The sequence below is a fragment of the Stappia taiwanensis genome (assembly GCF_014635285.1).
GTDB lineage: Bacteria > Pseudomonadota > Alphaproteobacteria > Rhizobiales > Stappiaceae > Stappia > Stappia taiwanensis.
In genome coordinates this window covers 758,585-777,860 of the sequence record NZ_BMCR01000001.1, presented here as the reverse complement: position 1 = coordinate 777,860, position 19,276 = coordinate 758,585, and the positions used below count along the sequence as shown (strand labels likewise).

Genomic DNA, 19,276 nt, shown 5'->3' with positions numbered 1-19,276 from the left:
AAGATGAGAAACGAACAACACCTGCGCTGACCGGGGTGGGGCGCGGAAACCCGCCAAACCGATGGTCAGAGGGCGACCTGCCGCCAGCCGGCCTCACCGGCAAGGGCGGCGTTGCAGGGCGGGCCGGGCAGGTCCATCGCGGTCAGCCGCGCTTCCGTTTCCGCTTCCGATGCCGTGCCGTCCAAGAGATCGCGATAGGCGCGGGCAACCTCGACCATATCCACCGTATGCGGCGACAGGCGCAGGCGGGAGACGCCGTTCTCCATCAGCCGTTCCGGACCAAGAGTCACCACCTGACAACTGTCGGACAGGGTCTGGATGCCGTTGACCGCGAGGAAGCGGGCCTTGTCCAGCGTCGCCACGTTCATGCCGTCCGGGTCCTTTTCGCAGACGAACTGGCAGGAATCCTTGGACAATCCGTGGGCGCGGGCATGGTAGCAGCGGCCGGAGAGCGCCAGCGGCAGCCGGCCGAAGGCAAACAGCTCCACCGTCACCTGCGGGTGAGCCCGGGCAACGGCGGCGATCGAGGCAAGCGGCACCTCCACCGGCGGGCACCAGTCGCTGGCGCCATGGCGAACGAGGGCGCCAAGCGCTGCCTCGTTGTAGACATTGAGGAACGGTCCGGCGACGAAGGGACCGGGCGCGGTGGTTGCCAGCATGGACATGTCGTTGAATTCCAGCGGCAGTCCGGCCTCGGCGAGCCCGATCATGGCCTTGCGCTCGCGCACGGTGGCCGGCAGTGCCAGCGACGACAGCACCACGGTCTTGCCGGCGCGCTGCAGTCGCTCGATCACTTGGGGCCACACCGGATCGGAAAACGGCATGCGCTTGCCGCAGACCACCTCACCCAGGTAGACCCGCTCCACCGGCGCCTCGTCGGCGATGCGGGCGTAGAAATCGGTGAGATGCTCCGGCGACCAGTTGAAGAGGCAGGGGCCGATGGCCAGTTCGATTGCGGTCATGGCGATTGGTCCTCAGCGCCAGGTTTTGCGGTAGGCGCCGGTGGTCTGCCGGCCCCCTTCGGCAAGGGCGGCCAGTTCGCCGGCCAGATCGGTTTCCGGCTCGCCGCGCGCCAGCGCATCCACCGCCCGGCGGAAGGCGCGCACGACGCTGCTCACATAGGCCTTGCCACGCTGGCGTCCTTCGATCTTCAGCGCGGTGACGCCCGCATCGCGCAGGGCCGGCAGCAGGGCGGCGGCATTGAGGCTCACCGGATCCTCAAACAGATAGCCGGTCTTGCCCATGGCGCTGAACTGGCCCTTGCACAGGGTCGGGTAGCCCGCCGGCTCCCCTGCGGCGAAACGGTCGATGGTGAAGCCGCCGAGCCGCGCCAGCAGAGTGCCATCGGCGTTTTCCTCATAGGCCACATGATCCGGCGGCGAGCAGACGCCGGTGAGGTTCGGCGACTTGCCGGTGGCGTGGGAGGAGAGGGCGCAGCGCCCCTCGGTCATCACGCAAAGACCGCCGAAGACGAACACCTCGGTTTCCACCGCGATTTCGCGATTGAGCCGGGCGATCTCCTCCACCGACAGGACCCGGGGCAGCACCACCCGCTTGACCCCGAAGGTCTCGGCATAAAAGCGGATCGCCTCGGGCGTGTTGGCGGCGGCCTGGACGGAGAGGTGCAACCTTGTGCCGGGCTGGTGCCGGGCGGCGTGTTCCAGCACGGCGAGATCGGCGGCGATCAGCGCATCGGCGCCGGCCTCGGCAGCCGCATCCACCGCGCGCTGCCAGATCTCCACGGAGCCGGCCCGGGCGAAGGTGTTGATGGCGACCAGCACCTTGGCGCCATGGCGATGGGCATAGTCGACGCCCTTGGCCATCTCGGCCTCGGAGAAGTTCAGGCCGGGAAAGTTGCGGGCGTTGGTTTCGTTGTTGAAGCCGCAGTAGATCGCGTGGGCGCCGGCGTCCACGGCGGCGCGCAGGGCCGCGGGCGTTCCGGCTGGGCAGACCAGTTCGAACGGCGCGGCGGTTTCAGCTTGACAGCTCATCGGCCATGCTCCGGAGTTCCATGGGTGTCGGCGGCGGGCGCGCCGAGCATACGGCGGGCAAGGCCGAGCGCCTCGCCCGTGCGGCGGTTGACGATCTCGGCGAGATTGCCGCTGAGGCCGGCGAATTCGGCCGGGGTGAGGTCGGCTTCCTCCAGCGTGTTGCGCAGGGCCAGCACGTGCTGGGTCGCGCCCTCGATGGCGATATCGCGGGCGAAGAAGGCCGCATCGCCGTCATAGCTGCCATCGAACAGGCCGAGCAGAATCAATAGCGGCCCCTCGATCCGCGCCGCCGCGCGCGTTGCCTGATCGCTGGCGACCACGTCGATGCGCGAGCGCGGCCCGTCCAGGTTGACGATGAAGGCATGGGGCAGGTCGGTGGGAACGACGGCGATGGGCACCTGGGCGGTGGGGCCGAGCCGTTCGATCAGCTCCGGGCGCCGCTCCACGAACTGGCGCACCAGGCGGGTGAGGATCAGTTCCAGCGGACGGCGGGGAAGCGGTTTGGTCAGAAGGGCGACAACGGGCGGGAGTTCTCCGCAGTCTCGATGGCGTGTCATGGGGGCCTCTTTGCTCGCGTGCCGGACTGTACCGCTCGCTCCGAGGCGCGCCCCTTGATCAAGGTCAAGGCGGAGTGTCGATTTTGTCGCATCCTCGCGTGCCACGCTCGGGCCCGGGCGCGCGCTATGCGATCCGCCGGCCCGGCTGTCCTCGATGAAGTCTCCGCCCATGCACCTGCGTTCCCTGCCGCCCTTTGCCGATCTTTCCGCGTTTTTGAACCATTTCGAGAGCGGGGGAGAGCTGACCCGGATCGCCGCACCGGTGGCGGTGGAGCTGGAGGCAACCGAAATCCACCGCCGGGTGATCGCCGCCGGCGGGCCGGTGCTACGTTTCGACACACCCTGCAATAGCGCGGGGAAACCCTTCACACGCCCGCTGGTGACCAACCTTTTCGGCACGCGGGAACGGGTTGCCGCCGGGCTCGGGCTGGATGCGGCTGACTTGCGGAGATTCGGCCAGTTCCTCGCTGCCTTGCGCGCCCCGTCTCCGCCCAAGGGGCTGGGCGCCTGGCGCGAGTTGTTGCCAGTGGTCCGGGCCGGGCTCGCGGCCCGGCCGAAGCTGGTGTCCTGGCCGAAGGCGCTGGAGCCGCAGCAGGTGGATCTGACGGCGTTGCCGGTGCAGACCTGCTGGCCGGGCGATGCCGGCCCGCTGATCACCTGGGGCATGGTGATCACCCGGCCGCCGGGGGTGGACGATCCGCGTTCCTACAATCTCGGCATCTACAGGATGCAGGTGCTGGGGCCGGATCGGGCGATCCTGCGCTGGCTGCCGATGCGCGGTGGGGCAAAGCATTACCGCATGTGGGAGGATCTGGGTGAGCCGATGCCGGTGGCGGTGGTGATCGGCTGCGACCCGGCGACGCTGCTTTCCGCCGTACTGCCGGCGCCCGAAGGGGTGGGCGAACTGGCGCTGGCCGGGGCGATCAATGGCCGGCGCACCTGTCTTGCCCCGTGCCGCGGCATCGAGATGCATGTGCCGGTAAGTGCGGAGATCGTACTGGAAGGCACGGTACAGCCGGGCGACAGCGCGCTGGAAGGGCCGTTCGGCGACCACACCGGCTATTACAACGATGCGGAGTGCTATCCGGTGCTGCAGCTTTCCGCGCTGCATGCGCGCGCGGACGCACCGTATCTGTCGACCTTCACCGGCCGGGCGCCGGACGAGCCGGCGGTGATCGGCGCGGCGATGAGCGATGTGTTCGCGCCGCTTCTGACCCAGGCGGTGCCGGATATCCTCGATGTGCATTTGCCGCCGGAAACCTGCTCCTACCGGATGGCGGTGCTTTCCGTCGACAAGCGCTATCCGGGACAGGCGCGGCGGGCGATGATGGCCTTCTGGTCGCTCTTGCCGCAATTCACCATGACCAAATACGTGATCGCGGTGGACCGGGACATCGACATTCGCAACTGGTCCGATGTGATGTGGGCGGTGGCGACCCGTGCCGATCCGCAGCGCGATCTGATGGTTCTGGAGCGTACGCCGGTGGATCAGCTCGACTTCGCCAGTCCGGAAGTCGGGCTCGGTGGCAAGCTGGGGATCGACGCCACCATCAAGATCGGCGCGGAAACCAACCGCCCCTTCGCCGACAGGCTGACCATGCCCGAGGATTTGGTCTCGCGGGTCGATGGGCGCTGGGAGGAGCTGTTCGGCGGCACCTGACGGCGGGTATCGACAGAATCTGTCTCGCCGCCGTTTCCAGAAAGCCTTGTCATGACGCGAAAAGGCGGAGGATCGCTCCTCCGCCCTTTGTTCGTGGGTCTGCCAAAGGGGCAGGGCGTCAGCCTTCCGCCCTTCAGCCCTCGGCCTTGAGCCAGCGCGCCGTGCCGTCGGCGGCGACGAGGCGGGCCCGGGTGCCGGGGAAGGCCTGCAGTGCCTCGGCGAAGGTTGCTTCGCCGGCGACCAATGCTGCGGTGGACAGACCATCGGCGAGCGCGGCATTGCCGGCAACGACGCTGGCGCCGGTGATGCTGCTCTTGGTCGGCGCGCCAGTGCGCGGATCAAGGATGTGCCCGGCGAGGCCGTCCTTGTCGAAGGTGGTGCCGCGCGCGTGGGAGCTGGCGACCGCCCGGTCGACAAGCTGCAGCCGTTCGGCCGCCGAGCCGGCGCTGTGATCGGGGTCGAGCCGCACTGGCCAACCGCCGGTACCGCCGTTGGTGCCATTGGCGCGGATCTCGCCCATGTCGACCACAAGATCGGTCATGCCGCCGGCACGCAGAAGCGCGCTGATCCGGTCAGTGATGAAGCCTTGGGCGATGCCGTTGAGGGTCAGGGCCATGCCGGTCTGGCCGAAGCGGATCCCGTCACTGTCGATGCCGACCTTGTCGAAGCCGACCAGGCGATGCGCCTTGGCAATGGCTTCGGCGCTCGGAGCCTTGCCGGTGGCGGCGTGGCTTTCGGCGTGCAGCGCCCAGAGCGGCTGAATGCTCGGGTCGAAGGCACCGTCGGTGGCGCCGTGCAGGCGGGCGGAGAGCGCGAGCAGTTCCACCATCTCCAGCGGCGGGCCATCGAGCCGGCCGTCCCGGTTGAGGCGGGCCAGGGCGCTGCTTGCGTCATGAAGGCTGAAGATCGCCTCCAGCCGGCGGATCTCCCGTTCCGTCGCCGCCAGCAGGGCGTCCGCCTGTGCGGTGTCGGTGGTCATCAACCGGATTTCGGCGGCCGCGCCCAAGGCAATGCCGCGCCAGCGCACCTGCTGCACGCCGGCCTGTGCCGGCAGGGCAAGTGCCGCGCCGGCCGCGCCGGCTACGCCGACCGCTGCGGCGGAAATCATCAGGAAGCGGCGCCGTGAAAGAGGGGAAGTGGTCATCGCTCGTTCTCCGAGACCCGGATTGGAAGTTGGGGAGGGGTCATGCCTGCGGCGGATCCTTCGGAGGCAACCGGGGCAAGCACGTAATCTGTCGGGATGGCATCGAACCGCATGATCGCGCCGCCGTTCTCTGCGGCAAAAGCATCGGCGTCCGCCTCCGTCCCGAACGGGATGGCTTCGGGGGCGCCCATGCCGCCACGGGTGCGGCTACCGATGACGAACCAGGCGTCGTCGGCATCGATCCAGTTGCCCTCGCCGGGATTTTCCCAGGTTTCGGCCTTGGCCATGTCGTTGACGTAGATCGCCACATAGTCCTTCGGCTCTTCGGGCAGGCGGGTAAAGGCCACCGCGTCGCGCACCTGGGTGAACCAGAGCGGGAACGGGTTCCCGGCCAGATGGATTTGCGCCTTCGGACCGCCATGCTCCAGAACGGTCATCTGGCAATAATGACCAGCGGCCTCCGTGGTGAGGGCGACGGGCTGCGGCTTCTCGGCCACCGTCTCCTCCTGGCAGCCGGCAAGGCCGAGGCCAAGGGCGGCGATCAGGGCGGCGAGCAGCGGCGCTGTGCGGGTCATGGTGCGATCCTCCGGACAAGGACGATGGCAAGGGACAGGGCCAGAACCGCGAAGGCGACAATCGAGCCAAGCGCGGCCGCTGGCGGGAAGGGCAAGCTTTCGCCGACACCGGCCATGCCACCGACCAGATCGCTGGCGTTGAGCGCGGCGAGGTTGAACAGGCGGAAGGCATCGGCCGGATTGGCGAGAATGGCGAAGGGGAAGACCTTGGCGGCGAAGGTGCCGCTGCTGTCGGCAACAAGGGCGCCGAGCAGGGCGAGGTCATAAAGGACCACCAGCACCAGCCAGACACCGATCGACAGGGCGGCGGCGGTGCTCGACTGCCGGGTCAGCGCGCTCAAGGTGTAGCCGACCGCCAGGAAGGCGAAGCCAAGCAGCACGGATGAGCCGATCAGCCGGGCGAAGTCCACCAGACCGGCGACGGTGCCCGTGCCGGACACGATCAGCAGGCCGGCGGTGACGCCGTAGCCGAACAGAAGCGCCAGCGCGAGCACGCAGACATGCCCCAGCGCCTTGCCGAGCAGGAATTCGGCGCGGGAGATCGGGCAGGAGAACACCAGCAGCAGGGTGCCCCGGTCGATCTCGCCGGCGACGGCATCGAAGGCCAGCAACAGGGCGATCAGCGGCACCAGATAGACCGAAAGGGTCGCCAGCGAGGCAATGGTGATCGTCATCCGGTCGACGCCAAGGGTGCCGGCCGGGGCCGAGCCGAGCAAGGCAAGGGCGAGGGAAAACGCCGCCAGGATCAGCGCGGCCAGCATGATCCAGCGATTGCGCAGGCCAATGCGGAATTCCTGGATCGCGACGGTGAGGATACGGGTAAACATGGCTCAACCTTCCTTGGCGGTTTCGCCGGAGAAATGCCGGTAGATATCATCGAGGCTGGGCAGGCTGACATCCACATCGGCAATCAGGGGCCCAAGTGCGGTGATCGCGGCCAGTTGCGACACCTTGTCGGACGGGGTGCACAGAAGCTCGACCGAACGGCAGTTGATGCGCTCGCCGCCAAGGCGCGAGGCGATCTCGTCGGCGCTGTCTTCCGCGCCCTGAACCTTGAGGCGGATCGGCAGGCCGGCCGCTTCCCGCAGGCTCAAAAGGGTGTCGTTGGCGACGAGCTTGCCCTTCGACAGGATGAGGATGCGGTCGGTCTTGGCCTCCACCTCGGTCAGGGCGTGGGAGGACAGAAGCACGGTCGCGCCCCGGGCGGCGACTTCATCGATGATTTCGTAGAAGTTCTGCCGGGAAATCGGGTCGAGGCCGCTGGTGGGCTCGTCGAGCAAGACGAGCCGCGGGCTGCCGATCAGCGCCTGGGCGAGGCCGAGGCGCTGGCGCATACCCTTGGAGTAGCCGCCGACCCGGCGCCGGCCCGCTTCGCCAAGGCCGACCCGGTCGAGCAGCTTGACGGCCGCGACCGGATCCTCGCTCTTCAGCCGGGCGTAGAAGCGCAGGACTTCCTCGCCGGTCAGAGATTTGTGAAAGGCGACCGCCTCGGGCAGGTAGGCGATGGCGTTACGGGCCGCGGCGGAGCCGGGCTCGGCGCCAAAGATGCGGATATCGCCGGCGTCGGGGTGCAAAAACCCCAGGATCATCTTGAACAGGGTGGTCTTGCCCGCGCCATTGTGGCCGAGCAGGGCGATACGCTCGCCGGCCTCAAGGGTGAAGCCGACGCCATCGACCGCCGGACGTTTGTCGAAGGTCTTGGTGATGCCGTCGAGGGTAAGGGCGGCAGGGGTCATCCCTTTGCTCCCGCATTCGGTGTGGTGAAGGTGGGCGCGTGCATCAGCGGTGCGGTGTCGACCACGCCGCCGGGCAAGAGCGCCGGAAACTGCGATTGCGTCCAGCGAAGCAACTGCACGGCCGGACTGCCGAGCAGGAGTTTCGCGGCCGGCTGGGTCCAGAGGATCTGGTCCACCATGTCGTTGGGCCGGTAGACGGTGTCGGCAATGCCATCGCCATCGGCATCGAAGGCGGCGTGGTCGCTCCAGAAGTTGCCGCGCCCGTCCTTGCTCCAGTCGTGGTGCTTGCTGCCGACGTATTTTACCTGGGTCTTGTTGCCGATGAAGGCATTTTCGCTGAAGGCGTTGTTCTCCGACCCGGCGGTGAAGTGAATGCCGATCGGACAGCCCTCGAAGCGGTTGCCCGCGACCGAGCCCTTGTTGGAATTGTACATGAACAGGCATTTCTCGCCGCCATCGCGCACGAGATTGCCGGAAATTTTCGCCCAATTTGCGTAGTTCAGCATCAATCCGTGATCACGGTCGCCCTCGGAGAGATTGTTCTCGATGGTCAGCCGGTCGGAGAACATCAGCGCATAGCCGATGTCATTGCCGATGGAGACGTTGCCGCTGATCACGCCGTCGTTGCCATGCATGTAGTGGATGGCGAAGCGCACCTCCTCGAAGAGGTTGTTGCGGAAGGTGTCCTTGTGACTGGTGTTGACGAAGATGCCGTCGCGGCCATAGCGAATGGTGTTGAACTCGGCGACAAGCTCCGGGGCGTTCCAGACATAGATGCCGTTGCCGCGCTCATTCTTGCGCATGTCGCGGCGCCCCTCGATCACATTGCGGGCGACAAGGGCCTGCTTTGGCCCATGCACATCGACGCCAATGAGATTGTTGAGAACGCGGTTGTTCAGCACCCGGGCGCGTGTGGCCTTCTTGGTGAGCTTGATGCCGGAATCGATGGTTTCCTGCGACAGGCCGGAGCCGGTCACGGTGATGGCGATCACAGCGCTGTCGGGCGCATCGACGGTGATGACGCTGCCGGTGCCGTTGCCCCGGATCTCCGCCTTGCCATCGCCCTTGAGGGTGAGGGGGCGGTCGAGGACGACCGGTCCGTTGTGAATGCCGGGCTCAAGCCGGAGAATGTCTCCGGCTTGAGCGTTTTCAATGGCCTTGATCAATGCGTCCGACCCGCTTGGCACGGCGATTTCAGCCGCCATCGCGCCGGGGAAGCCTGCGAACAGGCCCGCGGCAAGGGCAAGGATGCAAAGAGGTCGGACGCAAGTCATGATCAGGCTTCCCGCGGTTCGACGAGCATGCGGCCGCGCATTTCCATGTGCAGCGCGTGGCAGAACCAGTTGCAGTAGTACCAGTGCACGCCCGGCCGTTCGGCGATGAAGGTCACCGAAGCGGTCGCCTGCGGCGCCAGCTCCATGGCAATGCCATAGTTGGAGATGGAGAAGCCATGCGTCAAATCGTCGATGTCGTCGATGTTGGTGACATAGATGGTCACCTCGTCGCCCTGCTTGACGGTGAACTTCTCCAGGCTGAACGTCGGAGCTGCCGAGTACATGTAGACCCGGACCTTGTTGCCGTCACGGATGACATCCGCACAGTCTTCCAGGTCAATGCCGTCGGCCTTGGCCTGTGCAACCGCGTCGGCGAACATCGGATCGTCACGCTTCCAGACCGTCAGCGGGTTCACCTTGGACCGATGGACGATGATGGCGTCATGCGGCTCGGCGAAGGTCGGACCGTCATGCACCAGCGTCATGTTGTCATCGGAGATGTCGATGAGCTGCTCGTTCTCCGGCTTCAGCGGGCCGACGTTGAGGAACCGGTCCTTGGAGAACTTGTTCATCGACAGCAGCCACTTGCCATCGGCTTCCGCGGTCTCGCCCATGGAGGTCGAGTTGTGACCCGGCTGGTAGTGCACGTCGATCTTGGAGATGATCGGGTCGATGTCCTCACCGGCATAGGCGCGAACGGCCTTGTCGATGTTCCACTTCACCACCTGGCTGTCGATGAACAGGGTGGTGAAGGCGTTGCCCTTGCCGTCGAAGGCGGTGTGCAACGGCCCAAGGCCCAGCTGCGGCTCGGCGACGATGGCCGAACGCGGGTCGGCATCGCTGTCGAACACGGCGTCGAGCTTGGTCACGTCGATCACCGAGCAGGTCGGCGACAGCTTGCCGTTGATGACGACGTGGCGCTTGTCCGGCGCGGTGTTGCAGCCATGCGGGCTGTTCGGGATCGGAATGTAGCGGGTGTACTTCTTGTTCTTGCCCTTGCGGCCGTCGATCACCTTGACGCCATTGAGCTCCTGATAGTCGCCCTCGGCAATGCCCTTCTCGATCTCCTTGATGTTGAAGACCACGACGTGATCCATCTCGTTCGCGGTCATCTCGGCAAGGTTCATACCCATTTCCGAGTTGTAGCTGGTCGAGAAGGCGTACTTGCCCTGGTAGTCGCAGTCGAGGTTGTCGAGGTTGCCGGTGACCATCACCTGCCAGGCGACCTGCATCTCGTCGCCGTCGACGGCGGTGAAGATGTTCACGTACTGGGAGGGATCGTCGAGGATCTTGCCGTCGTTGACCAGCGGCGCCTCATGCTCGCCATTGGCGAAGATGTAGCCGGTGCGCGGGTACTTCTGCGGCCGCATGCCATGAATGTCATGGGCATTCGGGATCTCGAGGATCTTGTCGCACTTCATCACGTCGCAACGGATACGGGCAACGCGCGTATTCGCCTTGTCCTGCATGAACAGGTAGCGCCCGTCATAGGTGCCGTCGGTGAACGACATATGCGGGTGATGCAGGTCGCCGTTGTCGTACATCTCCTTGCCCTGGGCGGCGAGGAACGCACGGGTCTCCGGCAGCATGTTTTCCATGATGATCTTGCGGGACTCGTTGGTCTGGCCCCAGCCCGTCGCCGAGCAGCGGTTGAAGACCGGGATGCGCATGAACTCACGCATGGACGGCACGCCGAGGATGCGCAGCTCACCCGTCTGACCGGACGACCAGAAGCCGTAGTACTCATCAAGCTCACCGGGGGCGAGGGCGTATTTCGCACCGGCAGCGGCCTCGGCCTGCTCCGGCGAGAGGGTCGCCACCGCTCCGGCACCGGTTGCCGCGCCGACGCCAGCCACGAGAGCTGTCTTGGCGGTTCCACCCAGCAGGTCGCGACGCGACACACCGGCCTGTTCAGTTTTCTCCGTCATGGCACTCTTCCTTTGTTGAGGGGTCGGAGTCATTCAGCCGGATCCAGCACGGCCGCTGGCTTTGCAGTATCCGGTTTGGTTATGCCGATCTGCGTCTCGAAGCGTTTGCGCTTGGCAGCCTTCTTGATGCAGACGGGGCATTTCTGGTCGTGCTGATACAGCACCTGGCAATGCAGGCAGTTCAGGCACTCGTTGGGGTTGATGTTGCCTTCCGGGTGGATGGCCTGAACCATGCACTCGTTGGCGCAGCGCTTGCAGGGGTTGCCGCACTCGCGGTACCGCTTCAGCCAGTCGAACATCCGCATGCGCGCCGGGATGGCGAGCGCCGCGCCCAGCGGGCACAGGTAGCGGCAGTAGAAGCGTTCCACGAACAGGCCGATGATCAAGAGCACGATGGCGAAGGCGACGAAGGGCCAGGCGCGCTGGAACTTCAGGATAATCGCCGTCTTGAACGGTTCAACCTCGGCATAGTGCTCGGCGACATCGAGCGAGTAGAGCGACAGGCCGAACAGCGCGAGGAAGATCATGTACTTGATCGGCCAGAGCCGCTCATGCAGGCCCCAGGGCACCTCGAACTGCGGAATGCGGCACACCTTGGCGATCCGGTTGGTCAGCTCCTGCAGCGCGCCGAAGGGGCAGAGCCAGCCGCAGTAGGCACCGCGTCCCCAGAACAGAAGGGCGGCGGCAACGGAGAACCACAGCAGGAACACCAGCGGGTCCATCAGGAACGCATCCCAGCTGAAATGGGTCGTCAGCGAGGAGAAGAACGCCAGCACGTTGACCACCGACAGCTGCGCATTCTGGGTCCAGCCCAGCCAGAACAGAGTGAAGGTGAGGAACGCGATGCGGAACCAGAAGGTGAAGCGCTCACTGCGCGTGATCTGCATCTGGAAGAAGAAGACGCCGGTCAGGACCGCAAGCGCGGTGCCGAGAATGATGACGTCGACCTTGCGGTTCTGCCAGATCCGCACCCACAGCTTCGGCTCGCCGGCATCGTCGGTGATGGCCGCCGTGGTCACGGAGGAGGCCGGTGCCTGCGGGGCAGCGGTGGTGTCGGCAACGGCGGCGGCCGGTGCTTCGCTCTTCAGGTAGCTGTCGGGCAGCCGATACCCCAGATCGAAGGTCAGGAACACCTTGTCGATGGCGCCGATCGCCCGCTGGGCAAGCAGCTGAATCCGGAATTCCTTGGCCGGATCGAAACCGACATCGGCGGGAATGATGAAGATGTCCATTTCGGTGAAGGCAGGGGCGCCCTCGGCGGTGATTTCGCCGATCCGGACATGCTGCTTGTCACGGAAGCGGACGGAGACATCATCCTGGATCAGCTGGATGCGATCAAAGATGCCGCCGCGCACGTAGCCCGAGCCCTTGAAGGAGTAGCGCCCACGTCCGAGCATCAGGACAGCGTGTTCACCTTCCTTCAAACGAGCCTTCAGGTTGTTGTATTCAGCGGTCCCGAGCAGCGACAGGCCAATGCTGGGGGCGTCGGCAAGCGCGGCATACATGTCGATGTAGGTGTCGGTTTCCGGGCCGGGTTCGGGACGGGCAATCGCCTTGGCATCGCCCTGGGCGACGAAGGCGGCGTTCACCTGACCGACATCGAGCGACATGCGGCGGACCGATCCGTCGCCGGTCAACTCGTTCCAGTCGCGGATATCCTGTTTGTCCGGATCGATGATCTTCTTCGGACCCGTGGCCACCGCATCGGGTGCGAGGCCGCCAAGGCCGATGGCGCGCGCCACCTTCAGGCCCGAGCGAATGATCGAATCGTCGATGACCATGATCGTGACGGTGGCACCGGAGATGATGTCGAGCTCATGGGCGGAGCCGCCGGCGGCTTCTTCGACCTTGAGGTCAAGACCGGTGTAGTTTTCGGTCACCGCCTTGATCTCGGAATCGGGAATACCGATCAACACGATCGGCTCGGAGTGCTTGACCAGGTTCACGCCGGTAATGACCGCGTCGTCGTTCAGCCCGACCAGCGTGTGGATCGGTTTTCCCGAGTAGCCGGTGGTGGACACGAAATCGGAAGTCAGGAACACCCAGCCGAGGGTCTTGCCATCGGCCATGGCCGGTACCACCGGCACGTCTTCGCGCGGCGCGCCATAGGACGTCGCGCCGGGAACGATCTCGCCGGCCGGGACCTTGGCGAGAAAGGTGGGAAGTTCGCCCGTCGCGGCCATCGTGGTCGCTGGGGCAAGCGCGAAGAGGACCGCCGCGACGACCCCCATAATGCGATATAGAATTCTTGAGGACACTGTTTCGAACTCCAGGGTCGATCCCTCGATGTTAGGAGGGATTACCAAGGGATGCCAGATTCTCACATTGATGAAAGTCAATATTCCGAGACAATATAAATTCGAATTCATGAATGTATGAAACAAAATACTTGTGATTGAAACTTTTGAGTAATTAAAATTTCAATGTTCTTTTTAGCTGGCGTTCCGGATTTTCTGGCACAGGGCTTTTTCGTTCCCCGGCGAAGGCGCTGAAGACGTAGCGTAAGTCGTTTCGGCGCCGGAGCCGGCCGGCCTGGCCTGATGGTCTGCAGAGCAGCATTTCGTGACAGCGGTTGCCGGTCACCGCATTGCTGTCGGCTGCCAGATCATCGTCAGGTTGTGTTTTCCGCTGCGAAATAAATTCGATGATAAGCGGGAATTTTCGAATCCAATTCCTTGTCCGTGCCTCGGAATGGGGGAATCGGGCTTCAGGGATTCTTTTCCGCCTCGTCGATCAGATGACGCACCCAGCGGGCGGCGGCCCAGGTGGCCGGGATGCCGAGGACGACGGAGAGGGCCAGGGCGGCTTCCGGCGACAGGGCGCTGAGACCGATGGCCTGTCCCATCAGGGCCAGCATGAACAGGTTGATGGCCACCGCCGCCGCCGTGAACGGGTAGAGGAGGAGGGCCAGCTTCCACAGCGGCCAGCGGCCATTGTCGGCGGGCGTGGAGGTGGGGTCGATGGCAGTCATTGGGGAACCTCTTGCAGGGTTTTGGTGAGGGTGGCGGCGATCAGGCCCGGCACGTCGCCATGAGTCCCGATCGGCGGCAGAACCGGCCCGTCAAAACCGGCGGCGGCCAATGCGTCGGGAATGTCTTCAAGAACGTGTCCGGCCCGCAGGCTGAAGAACGGCAGGCACAGGGCCGGGCCGACGCGCCGGGTGACATCGGCGAGAAAGGGCGGCTGCTCGATGAAGCCGGTAACCACCTGGCGGAAATGACCGCAGGCACTGAGGGCGCGGGCGGCCTGCCATGCGGTGACATCGGAGCTGCCATGACGGCCCGAACCATGGGCGGCGAGAACGAGCGTGGTGTTGGCGGGTGAAAGGCCAGCGGCGCGCGCGGTATCGAGCGCGGTGCGCGCCAAAAGGTCGATGAGCGCGGGATCGGCGCCGAATGGGGCAAGGCAACGCGCGCCATTCTGCCCGGCGGCGGCCAGTCGGCGCGGCAACTGCTTGCGGGTGAACCAGCCATCGGCCATGAAGAATGGGTAGACCAGCGGGGCGTTGAGCCCGTCGAGCGCGGCTTCCAGTGCGCCCTCGGCGGCCAGGGTCGCGCCGCGCACGGTCAGGCTCGGGACACGGGTCGCGACCCGCTCCGCCAGCGCCGTCAGGGCGCGTTCCTGCGGCTGCGGGTTCTTCGGCGATCCATGGGCGACGATCACCGCCGCCCGGCGGGGGTCAGTGGCTTGTGCCATCGGAAAAGCTGATCTTGTTCCAGACATTGTACTTGCCCGACGGTTTGCGCATGGGCAGGCGGCGAACCTCTTCCAGCGTCCTGGCGTCGAAGACGATCACGGCGCCGTCATCCTCCCAGACCGAGACCAGCGCGTAGCGGCCGTCGCGGGTGAACTCGGTATGGGCGACGGTGGCGCCCTTCTGCGGACGCAGGGTCTTGACGATTTCCAGGCTTTCCTTGTCGATGATGTGCATCGCGTCCTTGTTGGGACCGAAGAACACATCCGCCCAGACATAGGGCGAGTTCTCGTGGCTGCGCAGGAAGAAACCCGGCCCTTCGGTCTTGATGCTCTTCACCGTCTCCCAATTGTCGATGTCGATGACGGAGAGCTTGCCCTCCTTCAGATGCGGGGTGGCCATTACCCGGCGTCCGCCCGACATCCAGGTGATGCCCGAGCCCAGATGCGGCATGCCCGGCAGCGCCAGTTCGGCGATCTCGCGGCCGACGATCAGGTTGACCACCACGCCGCGGTCCCCCTCGCGGCTGGCGCCGATCAGGTTGGTGTAGTCGGGGGTGAAGAAGAAATCGTCGAGCGGTTCGGAGATGGCGATGCGGCGGCGGGCGAACAGCCCTTCCTCGGCGCCCAATGCCTCCTTCATGCCGGCCTCGTGGCTGTGCACGAAACCATCGTAATAGGGGCCGGCACCCGGGTCGGTGGCGATTTCCCAGATCTCCGGGGCATCCTTCAGGGCGAGGATGAAGCTCTTGCGCTGCGGCGCCTGATACACCGCCGAGACCCGGGAGGCGGTGCCGTCGCGGGCAACCACGTCGATCACCTTGGCAACGGAGAGATCCGCCGTGGACAGGATCGTCACGGTCATCGGCAGGTAGTTGGCCACCGCCAGCCATTTGCCGTCATGGCTCATGGCGATGTTGCGGCTGTTGAGACCGGCGCGCACCCGGCCCACCTCCTGCAGCGACCAGACGTCGTATTTCTGCACGAAGCCGTCGCGCGACATGATGAACACGTAGCGCCCGTCGGGGGTGAACTTCGGGCCGCCATGAACGGCGAACGGGGTGGCGAAGCGGTCCAGCACCTCGAAGGTGTCGCCGTCGAGCACGCTGACATGATGGTCGCCGGTTTCCACCACCAGCGTTACGTTCATGGGGTCGGCGGTGAAGACCGGGGCCGGGGCGGGCGTGTAGTCCTCCACCATCTCGCGGCTGGCGGCGATGTCCTCCGCGCTCCAGCTCGGAACCTCGGCGAGCGGCGTGCGCAGATAGGCGGCCAGCGCGGCGATCTCGCCCGTGTCGAGCGTGTCGGCGAAGGCGGGCATCTGGGTGGCGGGACGGCCATTGGCGATCACCGTTTCCAGCACCGGGCCGCGCATGCGTCCAAGGGTCTGCGGGATCAGGGCCGGACCGGTGCCCCCAAGCCGGCTGGCGGCATGGCAGGTGGCGCAATGCTCGGCAAACAGGGCGACTGCATCCGGTTCGGCCGAAGCAAGGGACACGGGCGCCAGCAGACCGGCGGCCACAGTGGCAAGGGCGAGGCGGCTAAACGAAGCGATGGGCCGGATCATGGCTCTTTCCCCGGAATGGCGTGACCGTCAGGCGGCCGGTGTCGGTGTCCGCCTTGAGGCCGATTTCGTCGGCGGAGAGGTAGCAGGCGGGATCTTCCGCCCACGGGTCGCCGGTCAGTTGCAGGGCGCGGATGCGGGTGTTGCCGCCGCACACGCTCTTGTAGGCGCAGGCGCCGCAGCGTCCCTGCAGCGGCCGGGGGCGCTGGCGCAAGGTCGCCAGCATCGGGTCGTCGCCGGTCCAGATCTTGGAAAAGGGTTGCTCGCGCACGGAGCCGACCGTGTAGTCGGACCAGTAGGTGTCCGGATGAACCTTGCCCTGGGTGTCGATGTTGGCGACCCCCAGTCCGGAAGAGTTGCCACCCCAGGCTTCCAGATGGTCGCGCACATGGGCGGTCTGTTCGGCGCTGAAATTGGCCGCGACCCATTTCAGGAAATAGACCGCGTCGGCGTCGTTGTTGCCGGTGACGATCTCCAGCGGCCGGCCGGCGGAGAGCGCCGACCAGGCACGCTCGATCAGAATGTCCATCGCCCGGCGGGTGTGGTCGTGGCCGGTGTCCTCGCCCCGGTGCTTGTCGCCGCGCCCGGCATAGACAAGGTGGGAGAGGTAGAACTTGTCGACGCCCTCGGCCTCGCACAGGTCAAGCATGGCCGGAAGCTGGTCGGAATTGGCGTCGGTGACGGTGAAACGCAGGCCCACCTTGACGCCGCGCGCCTTGCAGGCCCGCACACCGGCAAGCGCCTCGGCGAAGGCACCCTCGACACCCCGGAACCAGTCGTTGGTCGCGCCGATGCCATCAAGGGAAATGCCGACATAGTCGAAGCCGAGATCGGCCACCTTGTCGGCGGTCTCGCCGGTCAGGCGGGTGCCGTTGGTGGACAGGGCCAGATACTTGAACCGCAGCGCCCGCGCCCGTTCCGCCAGTTCGAAGAAATCGAAGCGTGACAGCGGTTCGCCGCCGGACAGGATCAGCGCCGGCACGTTGAAGCCGGCCAGATCGTCCAGCACCCCGAGCGCTTCCTCATGTGTGAGTTCGCCGGGAAAGGCCACATCGGCGGAGGTGGTGTAGCAATGGCGGCAACGCAGGTTGCAGCGCCGTGTGAGGTTCCAGATCACCACCGGCTTGACCGGGCCGCTGCCGCGCCGCCCGCGCACCGGCGTCGGGTCGATCAGCTGATGCATGTATTGGCTCAGGCGAAACATGGCTTATCCCTTCCTGTCCTTGAGGCGCAGGCCGGTCTTCTTCAGGATGCGCGTGGAATAGAGAATGTCATGTGCCCGGCAATCCGGGCCGAGCAGTTCGGCGATGCGCTTGCGCTTTTCCTCCACCTCCTCACGGCTGGTGCCGTGGATCATGGCGAAGAGATTGTAGGGCCAGTCGGGCAGGGCGCGCGGCCGCTGGTAGCAATGGCTGACGAAATCGAGGGCGCCGATCTTCGGGCCGAGGGTGCCGATGCGCTCGTCGGATACATCCCAGACGCTCATGCCATTGGCGGTCATGCCGAGGGCGTAGTGATTGGGGGCGAGCGCGATGCGCCGGACGATGCCGCGCTTTTGCAGGGCTTTGAGGCGGGCAATCACCTCCTCCTCGCTGAGCCCCAGCCAGCCGGCCACCTCCGCATAGGGCGCCTGGGTCAGCGGCAGCCCCGCCTGTGTGGCGGCGATCAGACGGCGGTCGGTGGCATCAACGCTCATAGAGGCACCCGAAATCCGATGTAATACTCTTCGAGCTTGGGAAACCTTAGCACGGTAAGGCCGGTTTCCCGCTCAATTGCCGTCGCGGTGCGTTCGATGTCGCCGATGGCCTCGGCCGCGAGCACGAACCACATGTTCAGGCGGTGACTGCGCTCATAATTATGCGCCACCTCCGGATGCGCATTGACCAAAGCCAAGACGTCGTCGAACCGTTCCTTCGGCACCTCCATGGCGCACAGGCACAGCTCTCCGCCCATGGCGGCGGCGTCGAAGAACGGGCCGAACCGGGTGATGGCGCCGATCTCGCGCAGGCGGACGATCCGGTCGATCAGGTCCTGTTCGCCAAGGTCCAGGTGCTTGCCGGCCTCGGCAAAGGGGCGGGAGGACAGGGGAAAGCCATCCTGCAGCGCGGTGAGAATGGCACGGTCGGCCTCATCGAGGCTCTCGGCGGGGAGCGGTGCGCGTCTCATGTGGAAGCTCCTGCCTGAAGCAACGCCCCGGTCTGTTTGAAACAGCGCACGGAGAACAGCGCTTCATGGTGGACGCCCGCCAGTTCCGGCAGGTCGGCCGCGGCGCGCAGCACCTTTCCGGCCTCCGCGCGGCTGCGGGCGTGGATCATCGAAAACAGCGGGAAGGACCAGACGCCGGGCACGGTGCGGCGCTGGTAGCACAGGGTGATGCCGGGCAGGGCGGCGAGCGCGGTGCCGGCCGCCTCGATCCGCTCTTCCGGCACCTGCCAGACCACCATGGCGTTGGAGAGCCAGCCGAGCGCCCGGTGGCGGACGATGACGCCGGCCCGGGTCAGGAGCCGGGCCTGCAACAGCCGGTCGATCCGCTCCAGAATGTCTTCTTCGCTGCGGCCAAGCTTTTCGGCCAGTTCGGCGAAGGGCCGGGGGACGAGGGGAAGCCCGGCGGCCAGCGCCTGCATGATCGGCCGGTCGTCGGGGCGCAGGGCGTCGAGATCGACCGCCCCAGCATCCGGCAGGGCATGGCGCGGGCCGGAAAGACGGAAGCCCAGGTCGATGTTGAACGGGCGCACCAGGGGCAGGTCGAGAACCCGGTAGCCGGTGTTTCGTTCGATCCGCGCAAGGCTCGCCGCCAGTTCGTCGGCACTGGGGGCGGTGGCAACGAACCAGAGGTTCCAGTCGTGTTCGCGTAAGTAAGAGTGATTGACACCGGGCTCGGCCCCGACCACGGCGGCCACCGCGTCGATATCCGCATCCGTGGGGATGGACAGGGCCGCCAGCGTCGAGGCGCCGGCGGTGTTGGGGCGGCAGGTGGCGCCAACCCGGGCGATGACGCCGAGCGCCTTCAGGGCGGCAAGGCGTTCGATGACCTCGGCCTCCGCAACGCCGAGCCGGTCGGCGATGGCGGCGAAGGGGCGGGAGACCAGCGGCAGGTCCCGCTGGAAGTCGTCGAGCAAGCGCTGGTCGAGCGGATCGCGGCGGTTTTCCATGG

General features: G+C 65.9%; 18 protein-coding genes. 1 reads left to right on the top strand and 17 read right to left on the bottom strand.

Annotation, left to right across the window (positions count from 1 at the left end; all coding sequences use genetic code 11):
- Positions 1-65: 65 nt before the first annotated feature.
- From ubiV to ubiT, 3 genes are read right to left on the bottom strand one after another with little or no spacing between them, the layout of a single operon-like run.
- Positions 66-962 (bottom strand): ubiquinone anaerobic biosynthesis protein UbiV, encoded by an 897-nt coding sequence (ubiV, locus tag IEV83_RS03455; RefSeq protein ID WP_181761560.1) that lies wholly within the window; start codon positions 960-962, stop codon positions 66-68.
- Between the two features lie 12 nt (positions 963-974).
- Positions 975-1,991 carry a ubiquinone anaerobic biosynthesis protein UbiU gene (gene ubiU / locus IEV83_RS03450; RefSeq protein ID WP_181761559.1) on the bottom strand — a complete coding sequence of 339 codons (1,017 nt, stop codon included), beginning with the start codon at positions 1,989-1,991 and terminating at the stop codon, positions 975-977.
- On the bottom strand, positions 1,988-2,548 hold the full coding sequence (gene ubiT / locus IEV83_RS03445; protein WP_181761558.1) for a ubiquinone anaerobic biosynthesis accessory factor UbiT: 561 nt from the start codon (positions 2,546-2,548) through the stop codon (positions 1,988-1,990). The genes ubiU and ubiT overlap by 4 nt, the downstream gene beginning before the upstream one ends.
- A 169-nt stretch (positions 2,549-2,717) precedes the next feature.
- Here ubiT and IEV83_RS03440 point away from each other — a divergent pair, with 169 nt between their 5' ends.
- Positions 2,718-4,208 carry a UbiD family decarboxylase gene (locus IEV83_RS03440; RefSeq protein WP_181761557.1) on the top strand — a complete coding sequence of 497 codons (1,491 nt, stop codon included), beginning with the start codon at positions 2,718-2,720 and terminating at the stop codon, positions 4,206-4,208.
- Positions 4,209-4,341: 133 nt separating this feature from the next.
- Here IEV83_RS03440 and IEV83_RS03435 read toward each other — a convergent pair whose 3' ends face one another.
- From IEV83_RS03435 to ahbB (IEV83_RS03370), 14 genes are all read right to left on the bottom strand, one after another.
- Positions 4,342-5,352, bottom strand: a complete 1,011-nt coding sequence (locus tag IEV83_RS03435) for an FAD:protein FMN transferase (RefSeq protein ID WP_181761556.1) — start codon at positions 5,350-5,352, stop codon at positions 4,342-4,344.
- Positions 5,349-5,927, bottom strand: a complete 579-nt coding sequence (locus IEV83_RS03430; protein WP_209002947.1) for a nitrous oxide reductase accessory protein NosL — start codon at positions 5,925-5,927, stop codon at positions 5,349-5,351. The genes IEV83_RS03435 and IEV83_RS03430 overlap by 4 nt, the downstream gene beginning before the upstream one ends.
- A complete protein-coding gene (locus IEV83_RS03425; RefSeq protein ID WP_181761555.1) occupies positions 5,924-6,754 on the bottom strand; it encodes an ABC transporter permease in 831 nt (276 codons plus the stop codon). Before IEV83_RS03425 ends, IEV83_RS03430 begins: the two co-directional genes overlap by 4 nt.
- 3 nt (positions 6,755-6,757) lie before the next feature.
- Positions 6,758-7,663 carry an ABC transporter ATP-binding protein gene (locus IEV83_RS03420; RefSeq protein WP_181761554.1) on the bottom strand — a complete coding sequence of 302 codons (906 nt, stop codon included), beginning with the start codon at positions 7,661-7,663 and terminating at the stop codon, positions 6,758-6,760.
- Positions 7,660-8,937, bottom strand: coding sequence for a nitrous oxide reductase family maturation protein NosD (locus IEV83_RS03415; protein ID WP_181761553.1), 1,278 nt, complete (start codon positions 8,935-8,937; stop codon positions 7,660-7,662). Before IEV83_RS03415 ends, IEV83_RS03420 begins: the two co-directional genes overlap by 4 nt.
- 2 nt (positions 8,938-8,939) lie before the next feature.
- Entirely contained in the window at positions 8,940-10,865 is a 1,926-nt protein-coding gene (gene nosZ, locus IEV83_RS03410; protein WP_181761552.1) for a TAT-dependent nitrous-oxide reductase, read from the bottom strand.
- A 29-nt stretch (positions 10,866-10,894) separates the two neighbouring features.
- Entirely contained in the window at positions 10,895-13,048 is a 2,154-nt protein-coding gene (locus IEV83_RS03405; RefSeq protein ID WP_244628042.1) for a NosR/NirI family protein, read from the bottom strand.
- A 524-nt stretch (positions 13,049-13,572) separates the two neighbouring features.
- Positions 13,573-13,836: a hypothetical protein gene (locus tag IEV83_RS03400; protein WP_181761550.1), complete on the bottom strand. Its 264-nt coding sequence runs from the start codon at positions 13,834-13,836 to the stop codon at positions 13,573-13,575.
- On the bottom strand, positions 13,833-14,561 hold the full coding sequence (locus IEV83_RS03395; protein ID WP_181761549.1) for a CbiX/SirB N-terminal domain-containing protein: 729 nt from the start codon (positions 14,559-14,561) through the stop codon (positions 13,833-13,835). Before IEV83_RS03395 ends, IEV83_RS03400 begins: the two co-directional genes overlap by 4 nt.
- A complete protein-coding gene (locus tag IEV83_RS03390) occupies positions 14,545-16,125 on the bottom strand; it encodes a cytochrome D1 domain-containing protein (protein ID WP_181761548.1) in 1,581 nt (526 codons plus the stop codon). Before IEV83_RS03390 ends, IEV83_RS03395 begins: the two co-directional genes overlap by 17 nt.
- Positions 16,100-17,326: a heme d1 biosynthesis radical SAM protein NirJ gene (gene nirJ, locus IEV83_RS03385; RefSeq protein ID WP_181761547.1), complete on the bottom strand. Its 1,227-nt coding sequence runs from the start codon at positions 17,324-17,326 to the stop codon at positions 16,100-16,102. The genes IEV83_RS03390 and nirJ overlap by 26 nt, the downstream gene beginning before the upstream one ends.
- Before the next feature lie 3 nt (positions 17,327-17,329).
- Complete coding sequence (gene ahbB, locus IEV83_RS03380) at positions 17,330-17,818, bottom strand: siroheme decarboxylase subunit beta (RefSeq protein ID WP_181761546.1); 489 nt, start codon at positions 17,816-17,818, stop codon at positions 17,330-17,332.
- Positions 17,815-18,288, bottom strand: coding sequence for an Lrp/AsnC family transcriptional regulator (locus IEV83_RS03375; RefSeq protein ID WP_181761545.1), 474 nt, complete (start codon positions 18,286-18,288; stop codon positions 17,815-17,817). The genes ahbB (IEV83_RS03380) and IEV83_RS03375 overlap by 4 nt, the downstream gene beginning before the upstream one ends.
- The gene (ahbB, locus tag IEV83_RS03370; protein ID WP_181761544.1) at positions 18,285-19,274 is read right to left on the bottom strand and encodes a siroheme decarboxylase subunit beta; all 990 of its coding nucleotides are present in this window, start codon (positions 19,272-19,274) and stop codon (positions 18,285-18,287) included. Before ahbB (IEV83_RS03370) ends, IEV83_RS03375 begins: the two co-directional genes overlap by 4 nt.
- Between the last annotated feature and the right edge of the window lie 2 nt (positions 19,275-19,276).

Excerpts from the sequence above, each read along its gene's own strand:
- ubiV (WP_181761560.1), bottom strand. The coding sequence starts at position 962 with ATGACCGCAATCGAACTGGCCATCGGCCCCTGCCTCTTCAACTGGTCG.
- ubiU (WP_181761559.1), bottom strand. The coding sequence starts at position 1,991 with ATGAGCTGTCAAGCTGAAACCGCCGCGCCGTTCGAACTGGTCTGCCCA.
- ubiT (WP_181761558.1), bottom strand. The coding sequence starts at position 2,548 with ATGACACGCCATCGAGACTGCGGAGAACTCCCGCCCGTTGTCGCCCTT.
- IEV83_RS03440 (WP_181761557.1), top strand. The coding sequence starts at position 2,718 with ATGCACCTGCGTTCCCTGCCGCCCTTTGCCGATCTTTCCGCGTTTTTG.
- IEV83_RS03435 (WP_181761556.1), bottom strand. The coding sequence starts at position 5,352 with ATGACCACTTCCCCTCTTTCACGGCGCCGCTTCCTGATGATTTCCGCC.
- IEV83_RS03430 (WP_209002947.1), bottom strand. The coding sequence starts at position 5,927 with ATGACCCGCACAGCGCCGCTGCTCGCCGCCCTGATCGCCGCCCTTGGC.
- IEV83_RS03425 (WP_181761555.1), bottom strand. The coding sequence starts at position 6,754 with ATGTTTACCCGTATCCTCACCGTCGCGATCCAGGAATTCCGCATTGGC.
- IEV83_RS03420 (WP_181761554.1), bottom strand. The coding sequence starts at position 7,663 with ATGACCCCTGCCGCCCTTACCCTCGACGGCATCACCAAGACCTTCGAC.
- IEV83_RS03415 (WP_181761553.1), bottom strand. The coding sequence starts at position 8,937 with ATGACTTGCGTCCGACCTCTTTGCATCCTTGCCCTTGCCGCGGGCCTG.
- nosZ (WP_181761552.1), bottom strand. The coding sequence starts at position 10,865 with ATGACGGAGAAAACTGAACAGGCCGGTGTGTCGCGTCGCGACCTGCTG.
- IEV83_RS03405 (WP_244628042.1), bottom strand. The coding sequence starts at position 13,048 with ATGGCCGCGACGGGCGAACTTCCCACCTTTCTCGCCAAGGTCCCGGCC.
- IEV83_RS03400 (WP_181761550.1), bottom strand. The coding sequence starts at position 13,836 with ATGACTGCCATCGACCCCACCTCCACGCCCGCCGACAATGGCCGCTGG.
- IEV83_RS03395 (WP_181761549.1), bottom strand. The coding sequence starts at position 14,561 with ATGGCACAAGCCACTGACCCCCGCCGGGCGGCGGTGATCGTCGCCCAT.
- IEV83_RS03390 (WP_181761548.1), bottom strand. The coding sequence starts at position 16,125 with ATGATCCGGCCCATCGCTTCGTTTAGCCGCCTCGCCCTTGCCACTGTG.
- nirJ (WP_181761547.1), bottom strand. The coding sequence starts at position 17,326 with ATGTTTCGCCTGAGCCAATACATGCATCAGCTGATCGACCCGACGCCG.
- ahbB (WP_181761546.1), bottom strand. The coding sequence starts at position 17,818 with ATGAGCGTTGATGCCACCGACCGCCGTCTGATCGCCGCCACACAGGCG.
- IEV83_RS03375 (WP_181761545.1), bottom strand. The coding sequence starts at position 18,288 with ATGAGACGCGCACCGCTCCCCGCCGAGAGCCTCGATGAGGCCGACCGT.
- ahbB (WP_181761544.1), bottom strand. The coding sequence starts at position 19,274 with ATGGAAAACCGCCGCGATCCGCTCGACCAGCGCTTGCTCGACGACTTC.